We start from the raw sequence: 17529 nt of genomic DNA on the forward strand, positions 1-17529 counted from the left end.
TAACTTCATGTGTTCAAAAGCAGCCGGACGTTTTTTTCGGCTGTTTTTTTGTTGAAAAAGAGGAGGGATTTTCCTTTTTTTGTAGTTTTGTAAAAACAACCGCATAGCTATGGAGAAACAAGTCCGGAAAATCGTTACAATTTTTAATCTTCGTTCAGAGTTGGAGGATTACGAAACCATTCATGCAGAAATAGAAAAAGGGATTCAGTTCAGGGGGACCAACCTCTGGATCTTGATGTTTGCCATTGTGGTAGCATCGGTGGGATTGAACATGAATTCTACGGCTGTAATTATCGGCGCTATGCTTATCTCTCCGTTGATGGGTCCAATAAACGGGATGGGGTATAGTTTGGCAACTTACGATTTTTATCTTTTCAGGCGGTCGCTTAAAAACTTTATCTATGCTGTAGGGGTAAGCCTGCTCACCTCCGCACTCTATTTTTTCCTTTCTCCGATAAATGAAGCTCATTCGGAATTGTTGGCCCGGACCAGCCCCACTATCTACGATGTTTTGATCGCTCTTTTCGGTGGGTTAGCCGGTATTGTGGCCATCAGCAGTAAGCTTAAAGGTAATGTTATTCCCGGAGTAGCTATAGCTACAGCACTTATGCCGCCTATCTGTACTGCCGGGTACGGATTGGCCACACTACAATTCAACTTTTTCTTCGGAGCCCTGTACCTCTTCACGATCAATACGGTTTTTATTGCCTTTGCGGCATTGGTTGTGTGTCAATACCTGAAGTTTCCCATCGGAAGCATTGTCGATCCCGACAGAAAGAAGCGGGTAAATCGAGCCCTTACAGCCGTAATTCTTATCACGTTAGTTCCGAGTGTCTATTTCGGATATCAACTCGTGCAGAATGAAAATTTTATCCAGCATGCCGAATATTTTATCAGTCAGGTTTCTGTAGTGGAGGGGAATTACCTGCAAAAAAGCAACATTAATCCGTCGAATAAAAATGTGGATCTGGTGTATAATGGCTACGGACTTTCCCCGAAACACATCGATTCCATTAAACTGGTGGCTTTTTTTAATAAAATCGATACAGCAAAATTAAGCATCAGTCAGGGTTTTGAGGCTTCCTTCGTACAGGAAAATACAAGAAGATATCAGTCGGAGACCGAAGTCCTTAACAACAGACTGAATGCTACAACGTTTGCCCTGAAGCAAGCTGAAAACAGAATAGACAGCATTCGGAATATTCCTGCTTTGGGAGAAAAGCTGTTATCGGAAATACAACCGCTGTATCCGCAGATAAGCGGTTGTTCGTATACGGAAACTTTTTCTTACTTTATGCGAAAAGACAGTATTCTTCGCAGCAACAGAACCCCGCTTGTTATTTTTACCGTGTCCCGAAACGCGTTGCGTACTGCCGATAAGAACAAGATAGGGGAATGGCTCAAAAACCGGTTGGAGAAACCGGAAGTGCTTACCTATTACGATGAGATGCGATAAACGAAAAAAAGAGTGCTTAAGTCGCTATAAACAAAAGTTTTATTGCTACATTTGCAGCAATATGTCTTAATCTTCAATGTTTAACTAATCCAAGAAATACTATGGCAAGATTACTCATCTTAGGCGCCGGTATATCCGGCCACACAGCGGCATTGTCGGCAAGACGGAAATTGGGAAAAGAACACGAAGTAGTGGTTGTCAGCCCAAATGCCTACTACCAGTGGGTTCCTTCCAATATCTGGGTTGGAATTGGTTTAATGAAAGTAAAACAAGTTATTTTCGAACTGGCTCCGGTTTATAAAAAGAACCACATTGTTTTTAAGCAGGCGCTGGCGCTCTCCATTCATCCCGAAGGAAATGCGGAAACCGATAAGGGATTTGTGAAAATCAGGTATGTTTCTGAAGATAGAAAAGACCGGGAGGAAATCCTGGAATACGATTACCTGATTAACGCTACCGGACCCAAGCTTAATTTTGGAGCCACCGAGGGTCTGGGGCCGGAATTTTACACCGATTCCGTATGTACTTATCAACATGCGGCCTTGACGTGGGAGCACCTACAAGCCTGTTTTGCCAAAATGGAAAAAGGCGAAAGGCAGCGGATAGTTGTCGGAACGGGACATCCTCTGGCCACTTGTCAGGGAGCGGCTTTTGAATTTGCGTTAAACATCGCATTTGAGGTAGCCCGGAGGAAACTCGATCATCTGGCAGAAATAAGTTGGATCTCCAACGAATATGAATTAGGCGATTTCGGTATGGGAGGGGCTTTTATAAAACGAAGCGGTTACATTACCCCTACCAAGATTCTTGCCGAGTCGCTCTTCACTGAGTATGGCATTACCTGGACTGTGGGCGCGGGAGTCAAGAAAATTGAACCGGGAATAATCCATTACGAGACACTGGCGGGAGAAGAATTGATCAAAGAGTTTGATTTTGCCATGCTCATCCCCGGTTTTGCAGGAGTTGGTTTAAAGGCTTATAACAAAAGTGGAGACGATATAACAACAGTTCTGTTTGCTGCAAACGGGTTTCTCAAGGTGGATGCCGATTATACGTTAAAACCCTACAGTGAATGGAAACCATCGGATTGGCCTTCTATCTACGAGAACCCCACTTACAACAATGTTTTTGCTACTGGGATTGCGTTTGCTCCTCCGCATGCTATTTCTAAACCCATGGTGAGCACGAAAGGAACGGCAATCTCAGCCACTGCTCCCCGTACAGGAATGCCTTCGGGGGTTATCGGAAAAGTGGTTGCTGAAAATATTGCCGACAGGATTAAAACAGGCAGACGCGAGTACAAACACAAGGCTTCCATGGCACGTATGGGGGCTGCCTGCGTTATCTCTGCCGGATTTGGAATAAAGAAAGGGAAGGCCGCATCAATGACGGTTTTTCCTATTGTCCCCGATTGGGAAAAATATCCGAAATGGGGCAGGAACCTCCGTTATACCTTAGGCGAAATAGGACTTGCTGGACATTGGTTTAAGCTGATTATGCACTATATGTTTTTATACAAGGCAAAGGCAAACCCTTTTTGGTGGCTGATTCCTGAATGATTTCGATAACCATTAGAAAACACGGATATGGATAATAAAAATACAATACCCTATAGCCTGGAATCGTTTGCCACGGTTCCCACAGGCTGGACAAAATTCTGGCGAACCTGCATTTTGTATCAGACAGTGCGGTTTTTTGTCATAGGCTTTAAAGTGATGCGTATAGTAGCAGGAGGCCACTCGTAAGCAGTAGGTTACAGCTCGAAAGATGCCTTGACGCCGATTTCCCTGAATTTGGTTTTATGAAACGAGCAGAAAATCGCAGCATTTGCAGTTTTGAAAAACCGGTTGCCGACACCGTATCCAAATTCAGTGTACGAAACAATGTAGGGGGTATAAAGCTGGCTTATGTACAAACGTTCCCGGTTGATGTAATCAGAGATTAAAGGAATGTTCCGGATGATAAGAAAAGGGGTCTCAAGCATAATATGTCCCTGCACATAAGAGTCGGAAGCGTTGTACAGGTGGCGGTTCAGCAAACTGAATGTCCCACCTATGCCGTCTTGCCAGTTGTCGGGAAAGTTATTTTTGGCAAAGAAGGTAAAATCGGCAAAATATTCAGTGCTCTGGTTAACAAACCGTCCTGCACCCACTCGATACTTAAATGAACTCATCGGCCCGAGAGGAATATTTTGGCTCATGTCGAACTCCACCCGGTTGTATTGTGATGTGCTACCAAAAACATTCCGGTAGCTTCTTGAGAGTTCTATCTTGAAAGTGGGAAACCGGGAGCGGACGTAAATTTTTTGGCGTCCTTCATAACGGTAATATTGTTCCGGAGTCCAGCTGAGCCTCAGGTAAGGCGCAAACGCCTTCTTTGTGACAAGGATATTTTCTATCGGATTACTTTCTAGGGTGACAGGGGATAATAACGGTTGACCGTTTTTTTTGGGTTGTCGGATGTGGTATTCAATGCCGATCGTAGATACAAAACCGTTGAATAGTTCATAGTCGTTGAATAATTTCACGTAATAATCCTTGAAGTAATTTACGGAAATATCTTCGAACTTGATACCGCTGTTTTGCAAGTTTTTTTGGATTTCATGAATAAACAGCGAACTGTAGGTGGGGTTTCCTATCCCTGCCGATAAGGAAACGTTGCCGTGATAAAACGGTTCGTAATTCCAAGTGCTGGTTACGTCGGTGAAAAACTCTTTACGTCTGAACATATAACCGGCAAATGCATTTACTTTGAATGTTCTGCTCCTTTTCAAATCGAAATTGAAAGAGAGTTTTTGCCTGTACGTCACTCCGTCGATCGATGAATATCCCAGCATCAACGGGTTCAACAGTCCGCTATACCCGATCATGGTGGATTTTATTTTATACCGCGAATCCATGACCATCCGCTGTGCAAACTGTTGTACCCTTTTACCGTTTTGCAGTGAATTGTCGATCTTCTCTTCGGCCGGTTTTAGTTGATTCGTTTTTTTGAAGTTTCTGATAACTTCCACCTCCCTGGCTTGAAGAGGAATTGCCCTGTTTTGTGCCCAAAAAGCCGAATCGTTGTTGACCGGAACGGAGTCTAACCTTACCCTGAAAAAATCACTGATATTCAGTATCTTTTCTTTTTTCTCCTTTACGCGAAGAGTAACATCGTTGTAATTCATGGAGGCAAGGTGTCGGCTAGCCACTACATTTCCCAGGTAATTTGCCGTGTGGTAAATCACAAAATGTACCGGTAGATAATTGGTTATCCAGGTGTTGCCCATCGTTATTTCAAACGAGAAGTTTGAAAAAGACTCTACGCCTTCGGCGCTGAAATGCACAATGCGCCAGGTGCCGCTTTCGATTACAAAATGGCCTTTTAGCAGTTTTTGATTGCTGTATATCGGATTAAATTCAACGGTGTAATAAGTCTTGTTATTCTCAAACTGCGTTTGCCTCAGGTGATAGGTATAGTACCTGGCAGTAGAAAACCGGACAGGCATAAAGAAACTTTCGGTGTTTGTCGTTTCCCCATAGACATTGATGTTCAGCAGGTAAAAAGGGATCATGTCGATGTCTTTTTTGCCTGTCAGCGTCCCGGTCACGTTTTTGATATCCTGCAGGTAATTATTCGGATAGGTGAAGCTCAGTGTGCTTAGGGTTTCAATCAAGGCTTCGTCCGATTTCGGATCGTGAAGTACAAACCGGGGCACAAGGTGTGTGTACTTATAGAGAAAATTTTTTTTCAATGTTTCCACATAAGTACGCATATAAACATCGGCCGTGTAATTTTCAACCAGGCCGTTGTATTTTTCTGCTGCACTCATCGATCTTTTCAAAACAGTATCAAGCGGGATTGTAGTCTGGCTAAGCATGCTTGAAGTGATAAAAATCGACAAGATCAATATGCTCGATCTGATTTTCATTTCTAAGTTACAAATCTAATTAATTTTAAAAAGAGAATGATTTTAATCCGGTTAAATTTTTTACAAAGCATCCGGTTTAATTGTGCTCAAGGTGTAAATAATGTCAAAAAAAATCTTTCCCATCCCCTAATTCTCAAGTTTTTGCCGGATTTTTTAATTTTTAAGTGAATAATTTCGTATTTTTGTGCTTTATAACATAGTTTTTAAACATGTGATGGGCAGAAGAGCAAAAGAAACAATTGATTTATCATCCACTTTGGCAGATATTTGGCGAGTGCTCTCGGAAGAGGAGCGTGAACTGATCAAGAAAAATGCCAGGTTTGTTCATTATAAGAAAAATGAAACTATTTATATCGAGGAGGAGCAACCCCATGATTTGATGTGTCTGCTTAAGGGGAAAGTGAAAATTTACAAGAGCGGCGTGGGCGGAAGAACCCAGATTATCCGGATGATCCGTCCCATCCAGTATTTTGGATACCGCGCTTTTTTTGCGCGAGAGCCTTATGTGACCGCCGCTTCGGCGTTTGAATCTTCCACCGTTTGTTTAATTTCGATGGAACTGATCGAAAACATGTTGAGAAAAAACGGTAACCTGGCACTGTTCTTCATTCAGATGCTGTCTTGTGATCTGGGGGTCGCCGATAACCGGGTGGTTAATCTTACCCAAAAACACGTCAGGGGAAGGCTTGCTGAATCGCTTATCTTCCTGAAAGAAAGCTACGGCCTGGAAGAAGACGGTGCAACCATCAATATTTATCTGGCGCGAGAAGATCTGGCCAATCTTTCCAACATGACCACAGCCAATGCTATCAGAACGCTCGCCAACTTTGTGAACGAGCGCATCATTTCTCTCGACGGGAGAAAGATAAAAATAATCGATGAGGATAAATTATTGAAAATAAGCAAAATAGGATAGTGGCGCTGATGAATGCCTTTAACATACCCCTGATTAAAAAACCACAAGTTGTCGTTTTTATTTTCTCATTGTCTACCCTCTTTTTCAGCGTTTCGGCTCAGGAAAAAGTGGAATCGAAGAACGTGTTTCAGCAAGTATGGAGCCTGTTTGCAAATTCATCATTGTCGGATAAAGACCTGATAGGTGACTGGGGATATAAGGGTACTGCCTGTACGTTCGAAACCGAGAACCTGTTGAAAAAAGCCGGCGGTGCAGTAGTAGCCTCACAAGTAGAGAAAACGTTTAACGAATACTGTATGAAGATCGGGATCAGCGAGGAGAAGTGCGATTTTACTTTTAAGGAGGACAGCACTTACTCTGCGAAACTGGGTTTATTGAAGCTTTCGGGTAAGTTTAGATTAGACGAAGAAAAGAAAGTCCTTTCCATGAGTTATATGCGTGGTTTGGGACGTATGACGGCCCATGTTCACCGGTCGGGTTCGGGGTTAAAACTGCTGTTTGATGCCGATAGTTTTCTTCAAATGATGAAAACCCTGAGCATGTTCACCAAGAATAATTCCGTTGAAATTCTGGCTGCCATGGCTGATCTCTACGACGGTATGTTGTTGGGTTTTGACTTGGAGATGAAAAAACAGCCTTGACCTTCTTTTTACTTTTTTTATGTTTTCAAATTTTTTTAATGGTCAATTTTCAAAAAGTCCTTCTTACCTTTGTGCCGTCAAATCATAAACATGATTGTGGATGATCAAGCAAATTACAAGAGCCGTTTTTAAATCCTATTATAAGTCAGTCGAAAAATTCATCGACCATCCCGTCGCTACGCAAGAGAAAATATTTTCATACCTGTTGGAGCACGGACGAAATACGCTTTACGGTGCAGAAAATCAGTTTGGGGATATTCTTACGGTTTCCGATTTTCAGAAAAAAGTTCCTGTTACTTCTTATGAAGATTTACGGCCTTATCTTGATAAAATAATTAGAGACAGGCAGCAAAATGTGCTTTGGGACTCGCCTGTAAAGTGGTTTGCCATGTCGAGCGGAACCACTGAAGACAAGAGCAAATATATTCCCGTAACACAGGAGTCGTTGGAGCATTGTCATTACAGGTGCGGATATCATATGCTTGGCCTGTACACAAACAACTATCCCGATACGGAGTTTTTTCTTGGCAAAACGCTGGTGTTGGGAGGAAGTCAGCAAATTAACAATATTGGTGACAGTACGTTCACCGGTGATATTTCTGCTATCTTGATGAAAAACCTCCCTTTTATAGCCAAGCTGGCACGAACACCCGAAGAGATTGCCTTACTTCCCGATTGGGAGGAAAAATTGAAGAAACTGTCGGATTACGCAGTAAAGGAAGATATCCGGGCATTTTTGGGAGTCCCGTCGTGGATGATGGTGTTGTTGAAAAAAATTGTGGAGGATACCGGCAAGCCACTTCCCGACCTGTGGAAAAATTTAGAGGTATTCTTTCACGGGGGAGTGAGTTTCGGCCCGTTTCGCGAGCAATATGAAAAACTGATTCCTACGAAGAAAATGCGTTACTGGGAAACATACAATGCCTCTGAAGGGTTCTTTGGCGTTCAGTATTCGAGCAAATCCAACGATATGTTGCTGTTGCTGGATAATGAGGTTTTCTACGAATTTCTTCCCGCGGAAGAGTGGGACAAAGAGTGTTCTCAGGCTCTGACGCTGGCTGATGTGGAGATTGGGAAGCAGTACGCGTTGGTGATTTCAACTAGTGGAGGCTTGTGGCGTTACAAAATAGGCGACACCATCGAATTTACCTCCACCAATCCGTATTTATTCAGGATTACGGGTCGCACCAAGCAGTTTATTAACGCTTTTGGTGAAGAACTGATTGTGGATAATGCCGATCGTGCTTTGACAGAGGCCTGCCGGATTACCGGAGCTAAGGTGACCGAATACACGGTAGCCCCTATCTACTTCAGCGATAATCACGGGGGAGCACACGAATGGCTTATCGAGTTTGAAGATAAACCGTCTGATTTGAAGCAATTTGAATCTGTTTTGGATGAAAACCTGAAAAAGCTGAACTCCGATTACGAGGCCAAACGCTCATACAACCTGTCTCTTGGTAAGCCTGTAGTGCGTATGCTGGAACCGGGAGATTTTTATAAATGGATGAAATTCAGGGAGAAAACGGGTGGGCAAAATAAAGTTCCCAAACTATCGAACGACAGAAAGTATGTTGAAAGTATTTTGTCCGTGTTGGGTATAAAATCCTAAAATAGAATAAAATTGGCTTTCGATGAACTAAAACTGAGAAAGTTTCCGTAAATTTGTGCGCTAAAATCGATTTTACGAAATGAGAGTAAAACCTGTATATTTTTTATTGCTTGCTGTGTTGCTGACTTCGTGCGGCGAATACAACAAGATTTTGAAAAGTACCGATAAGGATGTGAAATACACATACGCAAAGAAGTATTTCGAAGAAGGTAAATACAGTCGCTCTATTACCTTGCTCGAGGAACTGGTGCCTTTTTTCAAAGGAACTGCCAGGGCAGAGGAGTCGTTATATCTGTTGGGACAAAGTTATTATAATTCAAAGGACTACCTGTCTGCAACGGAGATGTTTACTACTTACTATAATACATACCCCAAGGGAGAGTATGCTGAGCCGGCCTTGTTTTATGCAGCTTACGGTTTATATCTCGATTCTCCCGATTCCAAGCTGGATCAATCTAAAACATATAAGGCCATTGCCGAGTTTCAGCGCTACATGGAAGAATATCCTCAAAGTGAGCGATCGGAACAAGCCAAGAACTATATGTTTGAGTTGCAGGAGAAGTTGGCTCATAAAGAGCTGTTGGCTGCGCAGTTATACTTGAACCTGGGAAATTATATGGGTAACAATTACGAATCGGCAGTCATAACTGCTCGTGAAGCAATGAAAAGCTACCCGTTTTCGAAATACAACGAGGAGTATCAGATGATTATCCTCCGTGCCCGTTTTGAGTATGCCGAACGCAGTACATTAGGGACCCAGCCCGAACGATACCGTATGGTGCTTGATGAGTATTTCAATTACAAAAATACTTTCCCGAACGGAAAATACATGCCGGAAGCTGACAGATACTACAAGAAGGCGCAAAGTAAAATAGACGTGCTGCCGTCATAAATCAATTAATTGAACACAAGGAATATAACTAAGAATTAGCATATAAAATGGATTACAGAAGAACAAATGCACCTCAGAACACCGAAACCCGTGATGTGATGAAACTTGCCGAGCCGGTGGGGAATGTCTATGAGATGGTCCGCATAATCAGTAAAAGAGCTAATCAGCTTTCTGTCGAGATGAAGCAGGACCTGGATACCAAATTACAGGAGTTTGCTTCATATACAGACAATCTGGAGGAAGTTTTTGAAAATCACGAACAGATAGAAATTTCGCGTTTTTACGAAAAACTCCCGAAACCTTCACTGATAGCCCTGCAAGACTGGAAGGAAGGGGAAATTTATTACCGCAATCCTGCCAAAGAAAAAGAGCAGTTTTAACAGAACGGTATGCTTCAGAGAATTCAAACCCTGTTTTTACTGCTTGCCTCAGTTTGTATGCTGGTGGCTACGGTAACCCCTCTGGCTTCTTTTTTCTATAACGGTGATCCTGTTGTTTTTGAAGCGATGGGAATGTACAGGAGCGGAGACCTTGAAAGTTCCACTTGGGCACTTTTTGCTATTGGTGCCATCAGCGCTCTTTTGCCGATTGTGACAGTTTTCCTGTACAAAACCCGAATTTTACAAATCCGGATATCTATTTTTAATATCTTTCTGATGGTCGGATTTTACCTTTATTTTGGGTTTTTGATTTTCAATATCAATCCCGAAGCCGGATTACAGTTTCAAAAGATCGGTATTGGTGCAATTATGCCGGTTATTGCCATTATCTTGACCTATCTCGCCATCCGTAGGATCGGTGCCGACGAGATTTTAGTCAGATCATTCCATCGGCTGCGGAAATAACTTTTATTTTAACTTGTTTATTCTTCGAGGCCGGATCATATTTTCCGGCTTCAGTATTTCATCCAACTCCTCTTGGGCAATCAGTTTGTTTTCCAGTACGATATCATAAACGCCCTTTCCTGTTCTTAATGCTTCGGCAGCTACCCGGGTAGAGTCTTCATATCCCAGGTACGGATTTAATGCCGTAACCAAGCCAATACTATTTAACACCATATCCCTGCAGCGATCTTGGTTTGCCGTGATTCCGGAAATACATTTGCTTCTCAGTGTATTGATGCCGTTGATAAGCATTTCGATGTTCTCCATCAGCGAATAGGCGATTATGGGTTCCATAACATTCAGCTGGAGTTGTCCGGCTTCCGATGCCATGGTCACGGTTAAATCATTGCCAATGACCTTGTAGGCAATTTGATTGACCACTTCGGGAATAACCGGATTTACTTTGCCGGGCATAATGGAAGAACCAGGCTGCATGGGGGGTAAGTTAATCTCGTTCAGTCCTGTTCTTGGTCCAGAGGAAAGTAATCGCAGGTCGTTGCAGATTTTTGATAGTTTTACGGCTAACCGTTTAATAACCGATGAGTTCATGATGAAAACCCCCGTGTCGCTGGTGGCTTCGATCAGGTTATCGGCAGCAACGACGGCAATATCCGATATTTCTGCCAGGTAACGGGTGCAGATTACCGTGTATTCCGGGTCGGAGTTGATTCCTGTCCCAATAGCCGTTGCTCCCATATTGGTTTCGAGAAGTAACTGGCGGTTTTGGCTCAATCGTGATACTTCTTCCTCTAAAGTTGTGGCAAATGCATCAAACTCTTGCCCAAGTGTCATAGGAACGGCGTCTTGTAACTGCGTGCGTCCCATTTTTATAACTTCTGCAAACTCTTTCCCTTTTTCCCGGAAAACGACAATCAATTTCTCCAATGCGTTAATCAATTCGCCGATACTTCGGTATAAGGCTATTTTCAGCGCTGTGGGATAAGCATCGTTGGTAGATTGAGAAAGATTTACGTGGTTGTTGGGGTGACAATGGGTGTAATCTCCCTTCTCGAACCCTAGAATTTCCAATGCCCGGTTGGCAATTACTTCGTTGGCATTCATGTTGGTTGAGGTGCCTGCACCACCTTGTACCATATCCACCACAAACTGATCGTGGAGTTTGCCGTGTTTAATTTCCCTGCAGGCTTCCACAATGGCATCGGCAATGACGGGGTTTAACAATTCAAGTTCTTTGTTGGCCAGTGCTGCAGCTGCTTTCACATCTGCCAAACCCCGGATGAGCTGGGGGTAATGATGAAGTTTTGAACGGCTAATGTCAAAGTTTTCTACTGCCCGGAGGGTTTGAATACCGAAATAACTTGCTGTGGGGATTTCCATAGCTCCGATAAGATCGTGCTCGGTGCGTGTGTCTCTGCTAAACTTAGAGGTTGTCTTGTTCATAATAAATCGAATATTTAAAGTAATCCAAGGTGAATGGTCTATTGGTTTTTTCACATTGGCCAAAGTTAGCCATTATTTTGTATTAAAGCTACTTTATCGATCTTTAAAACATGATTTCCCCTCGCTGGTGACAGTCCCAAAAAAAGGGATCGCATAGCGACCCCTTAACTAAATTTGTCATTGAGGTATTATCCGGACTAAAACGTCCACTCTTTCGAAGTTTTTGCTTCTTCCGTTTTTGCGGGAACAGGAGCCTGGGTTTTTATGGGCTCACTCGTCGTGTTCTGAACGCCGGTTCCTTTATAGTACTGCTGTACGTTGGGCATAATTTGCTGAATGCGTGCGATGCGCTTTTCGTCCGTCGGGTGAGTGCTAAGAAATTCGGGTGGAGCACCACCTTGAGAACTTTGTGCCATTCTCGTCCAGAAGGGAACTGCTGCCTGAGGATTGTATCCTGCCAGGGCCATGACAATGAGCCCTATTTCATCGGCTTCGTATTCTTGTTTACGGGCATACGGCATCATCACTCCAAATTGAGCGCCAAGACCGAATACCTGTTGACCGATTTGTGCCCCTACCGAATTGCCTAAAAGGCCGCCGGCAACAGCTCCCCCGTATTGCAGGGCCATCTGCTGGCTGATTCTTTCCTGAGCATGCCGGGCAATGACATGGGCAACTTCGTGTCCGACCACCACTGCTAAAGCCTCCTCCGTTTGTGTCACCGGAAGTAATCCATCGTAGATAACAATTTTTCCACCGGGCATGGCAAATGCATTCACGCTTTTGTCTTTAACCAAGTTAAACTCCCACTGATAATACTGCAGCTCAGATTCATAACCGTTATTCTTGTAAAATGTTTCCACGGCGTTGGCAATCCGGGAGCCCACCCTTTTTACCATCTCGGCGTTGGTCGTACTCCTTTCAAGAGGCGCAGAACGCATAAAATCCTGGTACTGCTGCAAGCTAAGTGCAACCACCTGTTCGTTCGAAACCAGGCTTAATTGTCTTCTTCCAGTGAAGGGAACGCTTCCACAGCCTTGTAAAAGAGCGAGGGCGATGACCATTACTAAAGAAAATTTCACCGGTTGATTTAATTTTTTTCTTTCCATAGTTTTTGTTTTGTTGTTAATTTTTGAGTTTTACTTTAGCCGTATATTAATCATTAATGTATGCGAGACTAAAACAACTAGTATTTCCTTTTACTAATAACACATTTTTGGGGAAGTAGTTTACCCGGCATCAAAAAAACACACATCCACTGTAATTTTTCCGAGAATTGTCCACATGACGGAAAATAGAAATGCCCTTGGCTTTCGTTTGTAAATCACGCAAAAAAAAGGTAACTTTGAATGTTTTTTCAACCTGAAACAGTATATGTCATTAAAAGATAGCAACGAAGAAGATTTTGAAGATAAAGATATGCAAATGAATCCGGAAGAGGACGATATTCTTCTTTCCGATTCTTCGCAACACTCCAATCCCCGAATTATTACCCGGCTAGCCGAAGACTCCCCCATGAACCTTTCCCGGATGTATCAGGACTGGTTTCTGGACTATGCGTCGTATGTGATTCTGGAGCGTGCGGTTCCGCATGTTACTGACGGACTGAAGCCGGTACAGCGCCGTATTCTTCACGCTATGAAGCGAATGGATGACGGGAGGTACAACAAGGTGGCGAACATTATCGGTTTTACCATGCAGTTTCACCCGCACGGTGATGCCTCCATCGGCGATGCACTGGTTCAGCTTGGCCAGAAAGACATGCTAATCGACTGTCAGGGTAACTGGGGAAACGTACATACCGGAGATGGAGCTGCTGCACCCAGGTATATAGAAGCACGCTTGACAAAATTTGCTCTCGAGGTTCTTTTTAATGCCAAAACTACCGAATGGAAACCGTCGTACGACGGGCGAAACAAAGAGCCCGTAACACTACCGGCTAAGTTCCCGCTGCTGCTGGCGCAAGGCACGGAGGGTATTGCTGTGGGCCTGACCTCTAAAATTTTACCGCACAACTTCAACGAACTGTGCGATGCATCTGTTGCATACCTGCAGGGGAAGAAGTTCAGCCTGTTTCCCGACTTCCAAACCGGTGGATATATCGATGTGGAGAAATACAACGATGGCGAACGGGGCGGGTCGGTAAAAGTACGTGCCTCGATAAAAAAACTCGATAACAAGACATTGGTTATCACTAGCCTGCCGTATGGAAAAACAACGGCTTCTGTTGTAGAATCGATCATCAAAGCAAACGACCGGGGAAAGATAAAGATCCGAAAAGTGGACGATATTACGGCTGCAAATGTGGAGATTCATGTGCAGCTTGCTCCCGGGGTTTCGTCCGACAGGACCATCGACGCCCTATACGCATTTACGGATTGTGAGATCAATATTTCACCCAATTGCTGTATCATTGAGGACGACAAACCGCATTTTCTTACCGTCAGCGATGTGCTCCGCATCTCCACCGATCGCACTAAAGAGCTTCTCCGTTTGGAACTGGAAATTGAAAAACAGGAAAAACAGGAGGCCCTCCTTTTTGCATCACTCGAGAAAATATTTATCGAAGAGCGCATTTACAAGGACAATGAGTTTGAGAATGCCCGGAATATGGAGATTGCTGTCGCCCATATCGATAAGCGCCTGGAACCGTACAAGCCGTCATTTATCCGCGAAATAACATCGGAGGATATCCTGAGGCTGATGGAGATAAAGATGGCGCGTATCCTGAAATTCAATTCCGACAAGGCCGAAGAGAATATTGCCAGGTTCAGGGGCGAGATAGAAGAGATCAACCACCATTTGGATAACCTGACCGATTACACCATCTCGTGGTACCTGATGCTGAAAGAAAAGTACGGCAAGAATTATCCACGACGTACGGAAATTCGCAGTTTTGAGAATATCGAAGCTGTTAAGGTGGCGGAAGCCAATGAAAAATTATACATTAATCGTGAAGAAGGATTCATCGGAACCGGGTTGAAGAAAGACGAATTTGTCTGCAACTGTTCCGATATTGACGACATCATCGTTTTCTTCAAGGACGGAAAATACAAAGTGGTAAAGGTTAGCGATAAAATGTTTGTGGGAAAAGGAATTTTATATGCTAACGTCTTTAAGAAGAACGATAAGAGAACCATTTATAACGTGATTTACCGTCACGGGAAATCGGGTGCACATTACATCAAGCGTTTCCCGGTAACAGGAGTTACACGAGACAAGGATTATGATGTGACGCAGGGAAAGACTGCTTCACGCATCGTTTATTTCAGCGCAAACCCCAACGGCGAAGCTGAGACCGTGCGGGTCATCCTGAAACCCAAACCCCGTCAACGGATTTTACAGTTTGAGAAGGATTTCAGCGAGATCGCCATCAAGGGTAGGGGAGCGATGGGAAATATTCTGACAAAAGCCGACGTACATCGCATTATGCTTAAACAAAAAGGACTCTCAACACTGGGAGGACGAAAGGTTTGGTTCGATCCAGACGTGCTGCGGCTTAACTACGATGAGGAGGGCTTGTATCTGGGTGAATTTTTAGGGTCGGATAAGATATTGGTTGTCAATAGGGACGGGGATTTCTATACGTGCAATTTTGATTTGAGTAACCATTTTGAGCCCGACTTTGTCCGCATTGAAAAGTACGATGAAGGCAAGATATGGTCTGCTGCTCTTTTCGATGCCGATCAGGGATATGCTTATTTGAAGCGTTTTACGTTCGATGCAACCGATAAGGCAGCCAATTTCTTAGGAGACAATCCCGATTCGAAGTTGTTTTTGCTGACCGATGTGGTTTATCCGCGTGTGGAGGCCATTTTCGGCGGCGGTGATGATTTCCGCGAGCCGCTTGAAATTGATGTGGAAGAATTTATCGGCGTGAAAAGTTTTAAAGCCAAAGGAAAAAGGATTTCCAATTACGAGGTGAAAGAGGTGAAGGAGTTGGAGCCTACACGTTTTCCTGAACCCGAAGAGGATGAAAATGACAAGCCGTCGAAAGTAGAGATTGAAGCGGAAGAACCTCTCAACATCAACGATGCCGACTTGCTGGATGAAATCACCGGACAGATGAGTCTGTTTGATGACTAGTCCTATAAACCTGTAACGCTTATTTAGGACTAGCCAACTACATTTTAGCCAGCAGGTAGTAGTCCAGGATAACCATGGCGGCCATAGCCTCAACGATGGGCACAGCACGGGGAAGAACGCATGCGTCGTGTCGCCCGCGGGCCTTAATGGTCGTGTCGTTTCCGTGGACATCCACGGTTTGCTGTTCCATTAAAATGGTGGAAACAGGTTTGAAGGCCACCCGGAAATAAATATCCTGTCCGTTGGAAATACCTGCCTGGATACCGCCGGAATAGTTGGTGCGGGTACTTATTTTCCCGTTGTCGTTGAAAAATGAATCGTTCATTTCCGAACCCCGGCGACTCACATCGAAGCCGTGTCCGTACTCAAATCCTTTCACGGCGTTAATGCTGAGCATGGCCGAGCCCAGTGCCGCGTGCAGCTTCCCAAAGACCGGCTCGCCAAGGCCTACGGGTGTCCCCTGTATAACGCAGGTAACCACCCCCCCGATAGTATCCCCCTTGTACTGGACTTCCTTGATAAGGTTGATCATTTCATTCGCTTTTCCGGCATCAGGGCATCGAACGGGCGTATCTTCGATAGTGGCAAGGTCGTATTGTTTGTAGTTGTTGTCCAGTTTAATCTCACCTACCTGTGAAGTGTAGGCGGTAACCGATACACCGACCTGCTTCAGGTATAACTTGGCTACGGCTCCTGCCACTACACGGGCTACGGTCTCTCGTGCCGATGACCGACCACCGCCCCGGTGATCACGGATTCCGTATTTTTGAAAATAGGTGTAATCGGCGTGTGAAGGGCGGTAAACATCTTTCAGGTTGTTGTAATCGGCCGAGTGTTGATTTTCGTTCTTAATGATAAAACCGATGGATGTGCCGGTTGTTTTGCCTTCGAAGATGCCCGACAGAAAAGTCACCTTGTCCGGTTCAACCCGTGGCGTGGTAATACGCGATTGTCCCGGGCGGCGCCTGTCGAGTTCGTTTTGGACGAATTCCATATCCATCTCGATCCCCGGCGGACAACCGTCAATAACTCCCCCCACAGCTTCGCCGTGGGATTCACCAAACGATGTAAGCCTGAAAATATTTCCGAAAGTGTTCATTGAGTTTTAGTATTACCGGCAGTCCGGATAGAAAATTAACAGCTGCATCCGCTTCCACAACCTCCGCTTCCACAACCCTCACTTCCGCAACCGCATCCGCTTCCGGAAAACAGGGCCGCTATCTCTTCGGGAGAGGCGTCACGTACACCTTGCACAGTCCCTTCAAAATGCATGGTTTCGCCTGCCAGGGGATGGTTGAAATCCATGGTTACCGTGTCGCCGGTAATGGAGACAACCGATCCCATCAGCCGGTTTCCATCGGTATCCATCATGGGCAATGTATTGCCTTCGAAAAGCATTTCATTGTCTATCTTTCCGTCCACCTCGAAAATGTTTTTGGGGAGGTCAATGATCCTTGATTCGTCAAAATCACCGTAAGCCTCTTCAGGACTCAGTGTAAACTTAAATGGATCGCCTTCCGAAAGCCCGTAGATATTGTCTTCGAAAGCTTTCAGCATCGAGTTTGTGCCGAAAATAAATTCGAGCGGCTTTTCGGGAGTGGCCTGTTCCATGAGTTCACGTTCGTCCCCTTCGCCTACGTTTAGATCGTATGTCAGGGTTACATATTTGCTGTCAGAAATTTTCATTGAATTTGTTTTTATATGATTAAGTGTGTGAAATTTTAACAA

Annotated in this window: 15 protein-coding genes; 10 read left to right on the forward strand and 5 right to left on the reverse strand. The window is 44.3% G+C overall.

Features of this window, described 5'->3' with window-relative positions; all coding sequences use genetic code 11:
• Positions 1-109: 109 nt before the first annotated feature.
• From AACM02_RS06840 to AACM02_RS06850, 3 genes are all read left to right on the forward strand, one after another.
• A complete protein-coding gene (locus AACM02_RS06840) occupies positions 110-1456 on the forward strand; it encodes a DUF389 domain-containing protein (protein ID WP_339116462.1) in 1347 nt (448 codons plus the stop codon).
• 101 nt (positions 1457-1557) lie between these two features.
• The gene (locus AACM02_RS06845; RefSeq protein WP_339116463.1) at positions 1558-3015 is read left to right on the forward strand and encodes a hypothetical protein; all 1458 of its coding nucleotides are present in this window, start codon (positions 1558-1560) and stop codon (positions 3013-3015) included.
• Between the two features lie 27 nt (positions 3016-3042).
• A complete protein-coding gene (locus AACM02_RS06850) occupies positions 3043-3201 on the forward strand; it encodes a hypothetical protein (RefSeq protein WP_214062857.1) in 159 nt (52 codons plus the stop codon).
• 8 nt (positions 3202-3209) lie between these two features.
• Here AACM02_RS06850 and AACM02_RS06855 read toward each other — a convergent pair whose 3' ends face one another.
• Entirely contained in the window at positions 3210-5369 is a 2160-nt protein-coding gene (locus AACM02_RS06855) for a DUF5686 family protein (RefSeq protein WP_339116464.1), read from the reverse strand.
• Between the two features lie 214 nt (positions 5370-5583).
• On the opposite strand from AACM02_RS06855, the gene AACM02_RS06860 reads away from it, so the two are divergent.
• The 6 genes from AACM02_RS06860 to AACM02_RS06885 all read left to right on the forward strand — a co-directional run bounded on the left by AACM02_RS06860 (position 5584) and on the right by AACM02_RS06885 (position 10275).
• Positions 5584-6285 carry a Crp/Fnr family transcriptional regulator gene (locus AACM02_RS06860; RefSeq protein WP_339116465.1) on the forward strand — a complete coding sequence of 234 codons (702 nt, stop codon included), beginning with the start codon at positions 5584-5586 and terminating at the stop codon, positions 6283-6285.
• An 8-nt stretch (positions 6286-6293) separates the two neighbouring features.
• Positions 6294-6926, forward strand: coding sequence for a DUF4923 family protein (locus AACM02_RS06865; RefSeq protein WP_332457389.1), 633 nt, complete (start codon positions 6294-6296; stop codon positions 6924-6926).
• A 100-nt stretch (positions 6927-7026) separates the two neighbouring features.
• Positions 7027-8538: a GH3 auxin-responsive promoter family protein gene (locus tag AACM02_RS06870; protein ID WP_332457388.1), complete on the forward strand. Its 1512-nt coding sequence runs from the start codon at positions 7027-7029 to the stop codon at positions 8536-8538.
• 79 nt (positions 8539-8617) lie between these two features.
• Positions 8618-9430 carry an outer membrane protein assembly factor BamD gene (bamD, locus tag AACM02_RS06875; protein WP_214024833.1) on the forward strand — a complete coding sequence of 271 codons (813 nt, stop codon included), beginning with the start codon at positions 8618-8620 and terminating at the stop codon, positions 9428-9430.
• Between the two features lie 47 nt (positions 9431-9477).
• Positions 9478-9810, forward strand: a complete 333-nt coding sequence (locus AACM02_RS06880) for a DNA-directed RNA polymerase subunit omega (protein WP_214024834.1) — start codon at positions 9478-9480, stop codon at positions 9808-9810.
• Between the two features lie 9 nt (positions 9811-9819).
• Positions 9820-10275, forward strand: a complete 456-nt coding sequence (locus AACM02_RS06885) for a DUF4293 domain-containing protein (RefSeq protein WP_214024835.1) — start codon at positions 9820-9822, stop codon at positions 10273-10275.
• 3 nt (positions 10276-10278) lie between these two features.
• Here the strand turns inward: AACM02_RS06885 and aspA are convergent, their stop codons facing one another.
• Both aspA and AACM02_RS06895 read right to left on the reverse strand, forming a co-directional pair.
• Positions 10279-11715, reverse strand: a complete 1437-nt coding sequence (gene aspA / locus AACM02_RS06890) for an aspartate ammonia-lyase (RefSeq protein ID WP_214024836.1) — start codon at positions 11713-11715, stop codon at positions 10279-10281.
• 197 nt (positions 11716-11912) lie between these two features.
• Complete coding sequence (locus tag AACM02_RS06895) at positions 11913-12824, reverse strand: M48 family metallopeptidase (protein WP_214024837.1); 912 nt, start codon at positions 12822-12824, stop codon at positions 11913-11915.
• A gap of 265 nt (positions 12825-13089) precedes the next feature.
• Here AACM02_RS06895 and AACM02_RS06900 point away from each other — a divergent pair, with 265 nt between their 5' ends.
• Positions 13090-15801, forward strand: a complete 2712-nt coding sequence (locus AACM02_RS06900) for a DNA gyrase/topoisomerase IV subunit A (protein WP_339116466.1) — start codon at positions 13090-13092, stop codon at positions 15799-15801.
• A 37-nt stretch (positions 15802-15838) separates the two neighbouring features.
• Here the strand turns inward: AACM02_RS06900 and aroC are convergent, their stop codons facing one another.
• On the reverse strand, positions 15839-16900 hold the full coding sequence (aroC, locus tag AACM02_RS06905; protein WP_339116467.1) for a chorismate synthase: 1062 nt from the start codon (positions 16898-16900) through the stop codon (positions 15839-15841).
• Positions 16901-16935: 35 nt separating this feature from the next.
• Entirely contained in the window at positions 16936-17487 is a 552-nt protein-coding gene (locus AACM02_RS06910; RefSeq protein WP_339116468.1) for an FKBP-type peptidyl-prolyl cis-trans isomerase, read from the reverse strand.
• Positions 17488-17529 lie beyond the last annotated feature (42 nt).

The sequence above is a fragment of the Petrimonas sp. genome, assembly GCF_963921705.1.
In the GTDB taxonomy this organism is placed as follows: Bacteria; Bacteroidota; Bacteroidia; order Bacteroidales; family Dysgonomonadaceae; genus Petrimonas; species Petrimonas sulfuriphila.